This window comes from Rathayibacter sp. PhB1 (genome assembly GCF_004362935.1).
GTDB classification, from domain to species: domain Bacteria; phylum Actinomycetota; class Actinomycetes; order Actinomycetales; family Microbacteriaceae; genus Rathayibacter; species Rathayibacter festucae.
Genome location: NZ_SNYD01000004.1, coordinates 1 through 13,556, shown reverse-complemented (window position 1 = coordinate 13,556; position 13,556 = coordinate 1). Strand labels below are relative to the sequence as shown.

Below are 13,556 nucleotides of genomic sequence, written 5' to 3'. Positions count from 1 at the left end.
CCCCCCCCCCCCTCTGCATGCTGGTCGAGTAGCCCCGGAGGGGCGTATCGAGACCCGGCGTCCTCCACAGGGCGGTCCGCGGACTCGTCTTCCGGCATCCGGTCCAGCGTGCGGGCGGAGGCACCGCCGCTCTGCCACAGTGGTCACGCGCCGGGTCGTCGGACGGCCGGCGCGCGGGAAGGGGTGGCCGACGCATGAGCGACACGGCGGCGGGACTCTCCGCGGCGCGAGCCGAGGAGCCCGTGGTGGTGCCCGAAGTGCTCTCGGAGCGCAGCGGACCGCGCTCGGTGCGCGCGCTCCGGCTCGGTGTCGGCGGCGCGGGCCTCCTCCTGACGCTGGTGCTGCTCGTCCCGCACGCACCGGCGCTCCCCGGGCTGTGGCTGGCGTTCCTGGTGCTGCTCGCCGCGATGTGGATCACGGCCTCGTTCCGGCTCGAGCTCGCCTCCGGCATCGGCACCGTCACCTTCGGGGTCGGCGTGTCGGTGCTCGCCTTCCTGGCGCAGGACGTGCCGCGCGTCCAGGCGCTGCTGCTCTGGGTGCTCGCGATCGCGCTCTTCCAGCTGATCTCGCGGCGCCCCTGGGCCGCCGTCGTCTATTGGACCGGACTCGCCGCGCTCTCGGGCGGGGCGTTCCTGCTCGTCCTCTCCCTCTTCCCGCAGACGGGCTGGTGGCCGGTCCTCGCGGCGGTGCCGGCGGTGCTCGCCTACGGACTGCTCTCGATCGGGGCCGAGTACCTGCAGGCCTGGCTGACCCTGGCCGACGTCAGTGACGTGCCGCGGCCGGCGCTCCGGCCCGACCGCGTGCTGCTCGCCCTCGGCCTCAACATCGTGCTGGTGGCCCTCGCCTACGGCGCGCACCTCTCCGCCGGGGTCGAGCGCATCGATCTCGGCGCCGGCCTCGAGATCCGCTCGGCGAACACGCTCCTGATCGTCGCGCTGGCGGTCGCCGTGGTCAGCCAGTACCTCCGCCGCGCCCGGATCGAGCGCAAGCTGAACGGCCTGATCGAAGCGGCGCTGGCTCTGCCCTGGGGCGACCAGGAGGCGATCTTCGAGACGCTCGAGCGGGCGGCCCGCACGGCGATCCCGTCAGCGAGCACGCGGATCTCCGCCACTCCCGGGCGCGCGTTCGAACTGTCGGCACCGATCGCCACGCCCGGCCTGGGCCTGCGGCACGTTGTCCTGACGCGGCGCCCCGACTCCGGCGGCTTCACCGCACTCGAGCACCGCACCCTCCTCGCCCTCGCGCACATCGCGACCCAGGCCCTCTACGATCGCCGCAGCACCCGCGTGCTGCGCGATCAGGCCACGACCGACTCGGTCACCGGTCTCAGCAACCTCCGCGGCCTGTACGAGGAGTTCGCGGCGATCAGCGACCAGGAGGAGCGGGCGGTGCTGTTCATGGATCTCGACGACTTCAAGGCCGTCAACGACACCCACGGCCACTCGACGGGCAACACCGTCCTGCAGGAGGTCGCCCGTCGCATCCGCGAGAGCGTGCGCGGGGACGACGTGGTCGCGCGCATCGGCGGCGACGAGTTCGCCGTCCTCCTGGACTCGGTCACCGCCGGGGCCGTCGCGCTCCGGATCGCGCGCGCCGTCGAGCGGCCCCTGGTCGTCGGTGACGCCGAGCTCCATCCCCGCATCAGCATCGGCGCCCCGGTCGCTGTCGACGGCGGCTCATTCGACCGGGTGATGCAGGAGGCGGACGAGCGGATGTACGAGACGAAGAAGGAGCGCAAGGGCGAGGAGGCGCAGGAGGCGGCGGTGCAGGAGGCGGGGTCGAGGGAGCTGGATCTCGTCGCCGAGGTCCGCACCGCGGTCGCCGACGGGACGGTGCGGGTCGCCTTCCAGCCGGTGATCGACGTCGCCGAGCGGCGCATCGTCGGCTTCGAGGCGCTGGCCCGCTACACCCGGGCCGACGGCACCGCGCTGAGCCCGATCACCCTCGTCGACATCGCGCGCTCGCTGGGCCTGCTGGACGAGCTGACGGTGCAGATCGTCGACCAGGCGGTGGCCTGCATGATCGAGTTCCGCGCGATCGATCCGTCGGTCACGTTCCTGAGCGTCAACATCGAGGCGGAGCAGCTGATGCACGACGGCGTCACCGAGGTGATCTGCGCGCATCGCACCGCCGACCAGGGCATCCAGCTCTGCCTCGAGCTGACGGAGGGCTCGATCGGGCACGTCGACGAGGCGGTCATCGAGCGGGTCCGTGCCCTCACCGCGGACGGCATCGCGATCGCGCTCGACGACTACGGCCAGGAGCACGCGGCCGCCGCGGCGCTGCTGACGGTGCCGCTGAGCATCGTCAAGATCGACCGCGTCTTCCTCGCCGACGAGGAGAACCCCCGGCACGCGACGATCCTCCGCTCGATCATCAACCTGGTCTCGGACCTCGACATGCACACGATCGTCGAGGGCGTCGAGACGCCGTCCGCCCACGAGCTGCTGACGAGCCTGCACGCCGACCGCGCCCAGGGCTACTTCTACGGCCGCCCCCTCTTCCCGGAGCTCGTCAAGGAGCGCCTGCGCGCCACGGGCACGGCGGCGATGCCGGAGCAGCCGCCGGCGCCCTGACCGAGGGTCTCCGCCAGACATGCTGATCGAGGAGCCCGCGGAGCGGGCCCCACATGCTGATCGAAGAGCCCGCCCAGCGGGCCCTGCATGCTGATCGAGTAGCCGGCACAGCCGGCGTATCGAGATCCACCGTCCTGCAGAACGTGGGTCTCGATACGCGCTGCGCGCTACTCGACCAGCATGCATGGCGCAGCGGGCGCCTTCTGCCGCCCCAGCAGCCCGCGGCCCGGGCCCCGCATGCTGATCGAGTAGCCCGCGCAGCGGGCGTATCGAGATCCACCGTCCTGCAGAGCGTGGGTCTCGATACGCGCTGCGCGCTACTCGACCAGCATGGCGCGCGCGGACACGGTTGTTCTCGGAATCATCGAATTCGCGCAGATCGGCCTTCACCTGCTTTCGCAAGAATAGCCGGAACTTTCGCAAGAACGCCTTCTCCGACTTTCGAAAGAATCATCGCGCCCATCTTTTCCGGGCGCCGATCGAGAAGTACACGAAACGTTTCGTTTTCTTATTGACACGGGTGTTATCGGCTGCTTAGTCTCGTCCTCGTTCCGAATCACCGGCGATTGGATGCTCTCGACATGACGACCCGACCTGGGGCACGCGACGCCTGCACGGCGACCCGTCCGCCCCTCCTCCCGACACCGGTCGGCACGGCATGGTGATGCCGCTGACCGGCGCGCCCGGGACCACCGTCCCCGGCTCGACCGTGCCCGGCGCCCCTGGCCCGGAGGCGCCCGTCCCCGGCGGCCCGGCGTCGATCCGGGGCCGCTCGAACGCCCGCGGCTTCCGCGCCGCCCGGCGCAGCTTCCGGCGGCACTGGCAGCTCTACCTGCTGATCCTGCCGCCGCTGCTCTACTTCATCGTCTTCAAGTACGTGCCGATGTCGAACGCGATCATCGCGTTCAAGGACTACAACGTCATCGACGGCGTCTGGGGCAGCCCGTGGGTGGGCTTCAAGCACTTCGAGCGGTTCTTCTCGAACCCGATCTTCTGGACGCTGCTGAAGAACACCTTCCTGCTCTCCGCCTACGTGGTGCTGGCCGGCTTCCCGTTCCCGATCCTGCTCGCGCTCGCGCTGAACGAGGTGCGGCTGCGGTTCTTCCAGCGGACCGTGCAGATGGTCACCTACGCGCCGTACTTCATCTCCACGGTCGTCGTGATCTCGATGACGATCCTCTTCCTCTCGCCCAAGCTCGGCCCGGTCAGCGACGTCACGTCGTTCTTCGGACTCGGGGCGATCGACTTCCTCGGCGATCCGGACTTCTTCCGGCACATCTACGTCTTCAGCGACGTCTGGCAGACGACCGGCTATTCCGCCGTCCTCTATCTGGCGGCCCTCTCCTCCATCGACACCTCGCTCTACGAGGCCGCCCGGATGGACGGCGCGAGCCGGCTGCAGAAGATCTGGCACGTCGACATCCCGGGCATCATGCCCACGGCGATCACCATCCTGATCCTCGGCGTCGGCAATGTGATGGCGATCGGATTCGAGAAGGCCTTCCTCCTGCAGAACTCCCTCAATCTCTCGCAGTCCGAGATCATCCCCACCTACGTCTACAAAGTGGGTCTGCTCAACGCCGACTTCAGTCAGGCCGCAGCCATCGGGCTCTTCAACGGAATGATCAATCTGGTCCTGCTCCTGGGCGTCAACTCGCTCGCGAAGCGGATCACGGGACAGGGGCTCTGGTGACCGCACTCGACACGCCATCGACGACCGCTCACGAGGACGGCGAGGCCGCCCGGCCGCCGCGCCGCCGGCAGCGTGCGACCCGGATCAAGGACCCGATGGTCGACCGCGTCTTCATGATCGCCGTCTACGTCCTGCTCACGACGTTCCTGCTCGCTGTCCTCCTGCCGCTGCTCTACATCCTGGCCAGCTCGTTCAGCTCGCCGCTGGCCGTCTCGTCCGGCCGGGTGAGCTTCTGGCCGATCGACTTCACCCTCGAGGGCTACGAGCGCGCCCTCGGCGACTCGACGATCGTCACCGGCTTCGCCAACTCGCTCTTCTACACGGCCGCCGGCACCTTCGTCAGCCTCGCGCTGACCGTCGCGATCGCCTATCCGCTCTCGCGGAAGGACTTCTGGGGCCGCGGCGGGATCACCCTCGGCGTCATCTTCACGATGCTCTTCGCCGGCGGCATCATCCCCACCTATCTGGTGGTGCAGCAGCTCGGCCTGCTCGACACCCGCTGGGCGCTGATCCTCCCCCAGGCCGTCGGCGTCTGGCAGGTGATCATCGCGGTCGTGTTCTTCCGCTCCTCCATCCCGGACGAGCTGTACGAGGCGGCGCAGCTGGACGGCGCGAGCGATCTGCGCTTCCTCTGGACGATCGTGCTCCCGCTCTCGAAGCCGCTGCTCGCGGTGGTCGCGCTGATGTACGCGATCTACCAGTGGAACTCCTACTTCGACGCCCTGCTCTATCTCCGCGATCCGAGTCTCTATCCGCTGCAGCTCGTGCTGCGGAACGTCCTGATCCTCAATCAGGCGACACCGGGCATGGACGCGGCCGCGCAGATCGAGCGCCAGCAGCTCGCGGATCTCCTCAAGTACTCGCTGATCGTCATCTCGACGGTCCCGGTGATGATCCTCTACCCCTTCGTCGCCCGGTACTTCAACAAGGGCATCATGCTCGGCGCCGTCAAGGGCTGAGCACCCCGAGCACGGCCCGCACAGGGCCGACTCCCCCCGGTCGCGCGGAACTCCCCCGCGGCTCTCTCACCCATGGAAGGAAACACCTTGTTCTCTCGCACACAGCACGGCAGAGTCGCCGCGCGGAGGAAGCACCTCCTCCTCGGCGCCGTCCTCACCACCGCGATCATCGGGCTCACCGGCTGCACCGGCGAGAGCCCGGAGGCGGACCGCAAGGTCATCCGGATCTTCGGCGAGCAGGGCGCGCAGATCGACCTGAACACCAACTCGTTCACCAAGGTCCTCGAGGACGAGTTCGACGTCGACATCCAGTTCGAGACCACCTCGTACGGCGCGTCCGAGGCGGCCGAGGCGCGGCAGATCTCGCTCGCCGGCGGCGACCTGCCCGAGGCGTACATGCTCGTCCCGTGGGCCTCGCAGTTCAGCCGCGCCGAGCTCCAGCGCTACGGCGACCAGGGCCTGCTCGTGCAGCTGAACGACCTCATCGACGAGAACGGCCCGAACATCAAGGCGGCCCTCGACGCGGAGCCGGGCTTCAAGGAGCTCACCGAGACCCCGGACGGGAAGATCTGGGGCCTGCCGCAGTGGAACGACTGCTACCACTGCTCCTACCCCTACAAGTTCTGGATCAACACCGACTGGCTCGACACCCTCGGCCTCGCCGCTCCCACCACGCCCGACGAGTTCTTCGCGGTGATGCAGGCCTTCAAGACCCAGGACCCGAACGGCAACGGCCAGGCGGACGAGATCCCGCTGACCGGCAGCACCCAGCAGTCGCTGGTGCCGTACATCATGAACGCCTTCATCTACAACGCGTTCAACACCGGCTCCGGCGCGAACGGCCAGCCCGTCTCGCTCGGGCTCGACGGCGACACCGTGCAACTGCAGACCATGCAGGACGGCTGGCGCGACGGCCTGAAGTTCCTCCGCAAGCTGTGGGACGCCGGCCTGATCGACCCCGCCACCTTCTCGCAGGGCGGCGACCAGATGACCGCGACCGGCAACGCGGCGCAGGGCGTGCTCATCGGCGGCTTCACCGCCATCCACCCCGGCTTCGCCGTGACCATCGGGCAGGAGGACGGGCGCGACACGCAGTACGACCTGCTCCCGCCGCTGACGGGCCCCGGCGGGCAGAACGCCACCTTCCTCCTCCCGAGCGTCCCCGGTGCGACCTTCGTCGTGACCAAGGCGGCCGACGAGGTGGAGCAGAAGGTCATCGTCGAGATGATGGACTACCTCTTCTCGCCCGAGGGCCACGTCCGCGGTGAGTTCGGCGAGGAGGGCATCGGCTGGCGCGCCCCCGAGGAGGGCGAGATCGCGCTCGACCAGAGCCTCGAGCCGTCCCTCGTCGACACCAAGATGGACGAGTCGAACGAGGCCGACTACAACGGCAACTGGGGCCCGATGGCCCAGGTGTTCGACACGGCCGAGTTCCGCGCCAGCCAGGTCCAGCCGCTCGACATCTACACCGAGGCGGGCTTCGAGCGCCGCCTGTTCGAGGCGACCGACCAGTACGCCGGCAAGGAGTCCGACGCGATGTTCCCCTACTGGAACATCTGGGTCCCCTCGGAGGACGCCAGCGAGCTCTCCACCCTCACCGCCAACGTCGAGAGCAGCGTCGCCACGGCGACCGCCGAGTTCGTCACCGGCGTCCGCGACCCCGAGAGCGACGCCGACTGGCAGTCCTACCTCGACGCCCTGACCAGCCTCGGCGCGGACCGCTACGCCGAGATCTGGCAGAGCGCCTACGACCAGTAGCGGCTCACCCGTACCCTCCCCTCGCCCGCGATCCGGGCGGCGGGAGGGGACTCCGCTGTCACCCCGCACCGCTGCACGCCCGACGCACCAAGCCCGACGCCCCACGCACGACGCACCACAAGGAGCACCGCATGACCCTCGCCCAGGAGTGGAACGACCCCGACGTGTTCGAGTGGGGCACGGAGCCGGCGCACGCCGTGCTCACCCCCTTCGCCACGCTCGACGCCGCACTGGAGGGCGACCGCGCGAGCACGCCGCTCGCGCACAGCCTCGACGGCGACTGGCGCTTCCACTGGGCGCCGAACCCGGCCGCCCGCCTGGACGGCTTCGCGGCCGAGGACTGGGACGACTCGGCGTGGCCGACCGTCCCCGTCCCCGCCAGCTGGCAGCTGCACGGCTACGACTTCCCGATCGGCACCAACCTCGTGCTGCCGTGGACCGGCGCGAACGGGCGGCACGAGCAGCCGGACCCGCGCGGCGACTACCCGAACGCGCCGACCCTCTACAACCCGGTCGGGCAGTACCGCACCGCCTTCGAGCTGCCCGACGGCTGGGAGCAGCGCCGCACGTTCCTCCAGTTCGACGGCGTGGAGTCGGCTTGCTCGGTCTGGCTCAACGGGCACCGCCTCGGCTACCGGGAGGACAGCTACACGACCGGCGAGTTCGAGGTCACGGAGCACGTGCGGGCCGGCTCGAACGTCCTCGCCGTCGAGGTGCACCGCTGGTGCACGGGCTCGTACCTCGAGAACCAGGACAACGTCCGCCTCTCCGGGATCTTCCGGAGCGTGCGGCTGCTCTCGCGCGCGGCGGCCATGATCCGCGACGTCACGGTGCGCACGCCGCTCGATGACACGTTCACCGCCGGGTCGGTCGAGGTCTCGGTCGCGGTCGACGCGCGCGCCGGGGCGTCCGCGGCCGGTCTCGCGCTCCGCACGCGGCTGTTCGACGGCACAGCGCCGGGTGCCGCGGAGGTCGGCGAGCAGAGCCGGACGGTCGCTCTGGACGCCGACGGCCGCGCGGAGAACCAGGCGAGCATCCCCGTCTCGTCCCCGCGACTGTGGTCCGCGGAGACCCCGGAGCTCTCCACGCTCGTCGTCGAGCTGAGCGACGCGACCGGCGCCGTCCTCGAGCGCGTCGCCGTCCGGGTCGGCTTCCGCCGCGTCGAGATCGTGGACGGCGTGCTGCTCGTGAACGGCCGGGCGGTCTCGCTCCGCGGCGTCAACCGGCACGAGTGGAGCCCGCGCTCCGGCCGCACGCTGAGCCGCGACGACATGATCGCGGACATCCGGCTGATGAAGCAGAGCAACATCACCGCCGTCCGCACCTCGCACTACCCGAACGACCCGCGCTGGTACGACCTGGCCGACGAGTACGGGCTCTACCTCGTCGACGAGGCGAACAACGAGACGCACATCAATCGCATCGACGACGACGGGGCGCCCTTCCTGCCCGGTGACCGCCCGGAGCTGCGCGCACCCCTGCTCCAGCGGATGCGCAGCATGGTCGAGCGGGACAAGAACCACCCCAGCGTGATCGCCTGGTCGATCGGCAACGAGTCCGGAGTCGGCGCGAACCTGCAGGCGATGTACGAGTGGGCGAAGGAGCACGACCCGACCCGCCCCGTCAGCTACCAGGACCCCGTCGGCTCCGGCACCTGGGTCGTCCCGGCCGGTCTCTCGGACTTCGACGGCGACTTCTATCCGCCGGTCGCGCAGTTCGCCGAGCGCTCGCGCCGGGATCCGCGGCCCTACCTGCTGGTCGAGTACGCCTTCAGCCAGGGCAACACCTCCGGCTACCTCGAGGAGTACTGGGCGGCCGCCCGCGAGGACCCGCGCGCGATGCCCGGCGGCTTCCTCTGGGACTGGGCGGACAAGGGCCTGTACTGGCCGCGCCCCGACCGGCCCGAGGAGGAGTTCCTCGCCTACGGCGGCGACTGGGGCGACGAGCCGAATCAGGAGAGCGCCCACATGAGCGGCCTCGTCCTCGCCGACCGCACGCCGACCCCGAAGCTGGCCGAGGCGGCGCTCGCCTACCAGCCGGTCTCCGTCACCGAGGTCGATCTGCGCGCCGGCGAGCTCCTCGTCGCGAACGAGCACCTGTTCACCGGGCTCGACGGCTTCGTCGTGCACTGGACCGTGTCGGCGGACGGCGAGCCGGTGCAGCAGGGCTCGCTGCCCGGCGCGGAGTGGGCCATCGGCCCGCAGGAGGAGGGGCGGGTCACTCTGCCCTACCTGTTGCCGGAGCCGGCTGCGCCGGACGCGGCGCGCGAGTACCGCCTCGACGTGCAGCTGGCCCTCGCCGCTCCCACCGCCTGGGCGGAGGAGGGTCACGTCGTCGCGCGCGCCCAGTTCGAGCTGCCCGTCGACGCCTCTGCGGCCCGCCGCCGGGCGTCGCGGGATCTGCCGCCGGTGACCGCGACCGAGGAGGGCACGGCGATCGTCGTGCGCGGGTTCGCGTTCTCCGCGACCGTCGACCGCTCCACCGGCCGCCTGACCTCGCTCCGCTACGGCGGTCGCGAGCGGCTCGCCGCGCCGCTGCTGCCGAACTTCTGGCGCACCCCGAACGACCCCGAGCTCTCGATCCCGGACATCCGGCTCGAGCGCCCGGAGCCGTCGCTGCCCTGGCGCGGCGTCGGCGAGGAGTGGGCGATCGATCGGGTCGACGTCGAGGAGACGCCGGGCGCCGTCCGCATCACGGTCGACGGGTCGGTGACCACGGCGGTGCCGTTCCGGCCGAGCGGCCGGGTGACGACCTCTCCGCAGTCGATCGTCTACACGATCCACGGCACGGGCCAGGTCGACGTGCTCTCCACCTTCTCGCCTGTCGAGGGCACGCCGAACCCGCAGGTCGTCGGCACCACGTTCGGGCTCGCGCCGGAGCTCTCGACCCTGCACTGGCACGGCCGCGGACCGCACGAGTCGTCCGCCGACCGCCGGGCGTCGGCGTTCTTCGGCCGCTGGAGCGGTGCCGTCGACGACCAGCCGACCCGCTACAGCCGGCCGCAGGACAGCGCGAACAAGGCCGACACCCGCTGGGCCGCCCTCGTCGACGGCAGCGGCGCGGGCGTGCTCGTTCTGGCCGGCGACGGCACGTCCGGAGGCAGTGCGTCCGGCGGCAGCACGTCTGCCGGGAGCATGTTCTTCAACGCTCAGCCGAACAGCCCGGACGAGCTGGCCGACCGCCGGCACTGGCACGAGGTCCCCGCGTCGACGAGGACGGTCGTCCGAGTCGACGCCGCCCAGGAGGGCCTCCAGGGCGGCAACTGGGACGTGCAGACGCGCCCGGAGAAGTACAGCAACACCCCGGAGAAGGGCCCCTACCGCCAGCACTTCCGCCTCCTCCCCCTGCGCAGCGGCGAGGACCCGGCGTCGGTGGCCGCCGCCGCCGTACCGACCGAGTCCCCCGTGTCGCAGCCTCGGCGGGTGCCCGCCTGACCGCGGCGGGTTTCGATGCGCCCTCCGGGCTACTCGACCAGCATGTGCGGACTCACACCGACGTCCTGCGCGCGATTCATGCTGATCGAGTAGTCCGCGGAGCGGGCGTATCGAGCGGAGGGGGCGACTCCGGCGCCAGCGCAGAGCGGGGAAGAGACCGACGTCCTCGGGTGGGAGGGTCTCGATACGCCCCTGCGGGGCTACTCGACCAGCATGTCTGCGGGCGTCTCTTCCAAGTAGATCCACCGCTCTGCACGTCGTGGGTCTCGATGCGCGCTGCGTGCTGCTCGACCAGCATGTGCGGACGCACGCCGGCGCACCCGACGCGCGGTTCAGGCAGCACGTGCGGGCTCACACCGACGCGTCCTGCGGGCGATACATGCTGATCGAGTAGCCCGCGCAGCGGGCGTATCGAGATCCCCCGTCGTCAGAACGGTGCGGGTACGTCCTCGAAGCGGGGCTTCGGCGGCGGGTCGGGCGGTCGCCCGGGGAGTGCCGGTGGCCGGTTGCTGATCCGCCGACCCGTCGGACTCGTCCAGACGATCATTCCGTCGCCGTGTCTGACGTACGTCCACTGGTCCCCGTGCCGGATGTGGTGGTGGGACGTGCAGAGCGAGACGAGGTTCTCCAAAGACGTCTCGCCGCCGTTGCGCCACTCGAGGGTGTGATCGGCCTCGGCGGTCGCGGCCGGCCGGGTGCAGCCGGCGAAGCGGCAGGTCTGGTCCCGCAGTTGCAGGTGCAGGCGCATCTGCGGCGGTGGGACCCGGCGGGTGCGGCCCACGGAGACGACGGCGCCGGTGTCGGGATCGGTCAGGACCCGGGTGAAGGAGGCGGCCGTGCGGATCAGTTCTCGGGCGATCGGTGCGGGGACGAGGCCGTAGCCGTCGAGATCCGCGGGAGCCTCGTCCAGGCCCACGGCCGTCGATGCGGCGAGTGTCAGCCGGACCTCGGCCCGCACTCCGGGGACGAAGGTCGGGTCGGGCCGGTGCTCGTCGTTCGGCGTGGTGCCGGCGATGTCGCCGTCGCAGAGCAGGTCGACCGCGGCGTCGGCGCTCAGCTGCTGGAGGGTGCGGGGGTCGCCGTCGTCGCGGAGGGTGCGCGCGATGCGGCGCAACCGGTCGTACGCGCCGGTCACCGCCGGCGCGGGAGCATGGACGCAGAGCGTCGCCATGCCGTCGACGTCCGGAGTGACCCAGACGGCGCGGTCCAGCGTGGCGCGGGCGTGGCGCTCGGCGAGGGGCTGCTCGTGCAGCTCCTCGCGCCAGCGGCTCAAGGCGCGGCGCAGCTGCGTGGTCGTCATCGTGAGGGCGGCGTCGGCAGCGCACTCGTCGAGTGCGGAGCGGGAGCTCTCGGGGAGGCTGCTCGCGGTCCTGCAGACGGCCTCGCCGACCTCCCAGAGGATCCGGCCGTCGCGGAGCAATGCACGGGTGAGCGGGAGGTGCTCCATCAGCATCTGCGCGGTCTCGAGGCGGCGTGAGACGTCTCGCTCGGACACCCCGATCGTCACCGCGAGTTCGGCGCGGATGGAGCGCTCGACGAGATCCCGGGTCTCACTGCGCGTCGCGCCGCGGGCGAATGATTCCGGAACGGTGAGCGCGACGCGGTAGCCGCGATGCATGCGTTCCGCGGCCCTGAGACGCGTCGGGGATGCGGCGCGCTCGGCGGCTGCGGCGTCGGTGAAGCAGTCGCGCACCTCCGCGAGTGCTGCCGCATTCTCATCTTCTGACATACGCGTATTGAAGCAGGGACCACCGACAGCCAGGTCGGAACCATGGGCTGATCGGGGACAACGCCGTCGGAACGCGAGTGTGGAGGAGACTCGCTCCCGGATGTCTCGGTGATGGTGGGTCTCGATACGCCGCCGGAGGCGGCTACTCGACCAGCATGCAAGGGCTGCCGGACGCGGCTACTCGACGAGCATGCAGGGGCCGCCGGAGGCGGCTGCTCGACCAGCACGGGTGGGTCCACTGGGAAGAGAGGTCCGCAGACATGCTGGTCGAGTAGCCCCGAAGGGGCGTATCGAGACCCACCCACCGTGAGGACGGCCGTCTCTTACCCGCCATGCGCCGGCGCCGAAGCGCCCCCTCCGCTCGACACACCGCTGGAGGCGGTTGCTCGACCAGCACGACGGGCTGCCTCGGTGGCTCTTCGGGACAGCAGGAGTGGCCGCGTCGGTGGCTGCTCGACCGGCAGGAGCGGCCACCCTGCGGGCTGGCCGGCGACCGTGCGGGGCCCTGGCACCGCCTCGTGGCGACCACGGTCCCCGTCCCGACCGCGGTGCGCGCGTGGGTCCGGGTGGCGTCGCCGTCAGCGCCGGGTGAGGAGCGCGACGTGGATCTCCTCCGCGAGGAGGTCCAGCGCTCGCGCGTGAGCGGCGAGGGAGTCCCGGCCGGCACGGGTGATCGAGAACTGCGCGATGCGCAGCAGCATCGTTCGGCGGTGTCCTTCCAGCAGCACCAGTCCACGGTTCGCGAGCTCGCGGAGTCGTGACCGCAACTGCACGAGGCCGATCCGATGGTCGACTCGGACCGCCAGGGCCGAGAGCAGGCGCGACTCATCGCAGTTCACGCCTCGCGCGAGCTCGATGAGGATCAGGGCGTCGAGGGACCGGCCGGCGGCGCAGGAGCGGCAGGTGCTGGGAACCGCGTCAGGGCTGAAGGCTGCCATCAGGAACGGAGGCCGAGTGATCGGGGGTGCGGTGAGCGCAAGGTCATCCCTGGGGGAAAGGGGCGGGCGGTGGCGGGCAGGGACGTCGGCGTGCTGATCGAGTGGGCCGCGGAGTGGGTGTGTCGAGATCGACCGTGGTCGGCGAGGTGGGTCTCGATACGCCGCCTGCGGCGGCTACTCCACCCGCATGAAGCGCACGCGCCGCCGGGGCGCCCACTCGACCAGCATGGGACAGGCATGCCGGGGGCTACTCGGCCGGCGTGCGCTGGCCTACTCGAAGAGGGAGAGGGTGAGGGTCGAGCTGTAGTCGCCGGCGTCGACGGTGGTGGGGGTCTTCAGGGTCAGGGCCGCGTTCGCGGTCCAGGAGCCCTCGGCGGCGACTCCGGCGCTGTCGTTGGTGATGGCGAGGAGCTCCTGGTCGACGAGGCCGACGCCGTCGGGGCCGCCGTCGATGGCGGTGTCGACGACG

At 70.8% G+C, this 13,556-nt stretch carries 7 protein-coding genes and 1 pseudogene; 5 read left to right on the top strand and 3 right to left on the bottom strand.

The features are described from left to right. The first annotated feature begins 194 nt into the window (after positions 1-194). The 5 genes from EDF17_RS10410 (at position 195) to EDF17_RS10390 (ending at position 10,420) form a co-directional block, all read left to right on the top strand. Positions 195-2,576 (top strand): EAL domain-containing protein, encoded by a 2,382-nt coding sequence (locus EDF17_RS10410; protein WP_123446505.1) that lies wholly within the window; start codon positions 195-197, stop codon positions 2,574-2,576. A 658-nt stretch (positions 2,577-3,234) separates the two neighbouring features. Next, positions 3,235-4,269 (top strand): ABC transporter permease subunit, encoded by a 1,035-nt coding sequence (locus EDF17_RS10405; protein WP_243581908.1) that lies wholly within the window; start codon positions 3,235-3,237, stop codon positions 4,267-4,269. After that, positions 4,266-5,228, top strand: coding sequence for a carbohydrate ABC transporter permease (locus EDF17_RS10400; protein WP_243586899.1), 963 nt, complete (start codon positions 4,266-4,268; stop codon positions 5,226-5,228). The genes EDF17_RS10405 and EDF17_RS10400 overlap by 4 nt, the downstream gene beginning before the upstream one ends. Positions 5,229-5,315: 87 nt before the next feature. Continuing rightward, a complete protein-coding gene (locus EDF17_RS10395; protein WP_164874466.1) occupies positions 5,316-6,986 on the top strand; it encodes an extracellular solute-binding protein in 1,671 nt (556 codons plus the stop codon). Between the two features lie 131 nt (positions 6,987-7,117). After that, a complete protein-coding gene (locus EDF17_RS10390) occupies positions 7,118-10,420 on the top strand; it encodes a glycoside hydrolase family 2 TIM barrel-domain containing protein (RefSeq protein WP_123446507.1) in 3,303 nt (1,100 codons plus the stop codon). Between the two features lie 427 nt (positions 10,421-10,847). On the opposite strand, the gene EDF17_RS10385 is transcribed toward EDF17_RS10390, so the two are convergent. The 3 genes and pseudogenes from EDF17_RS10385 to EDF17_RS10380 form a co-directional block, all read right to left on the bottom strand. Continuing rightward, entirely contained in the window at positions 10,848-12,149 is a 1,302-nt protein-coding gene (locus EDF17_RS10385) for an HNH endonuclease signature motif containing protein (protein ID WP_123446508.1), read from the bottom strand. A 578-nt stretch (positions 12,150-12,727) separates the two neighbouring features. Beyond that, on the bottom strand, positions 12,728-12,877 hold the full coding sequence (locus EDF17_RS19835; RefSeq protein ID WP_164874465.1) for a hypothetical protein: 150 nt from the start codon (positions 12,875-12,877) through the stop codon (positions 12,728-12,730). 480 nt (positions 12,878-13,357) lie between these two features. After that, positions 13,358-13,556 (bottom strand): annotated as a pseudogene (locus tag EDF17_RS10380) (hypothetical protein); the annotation flags it as partial.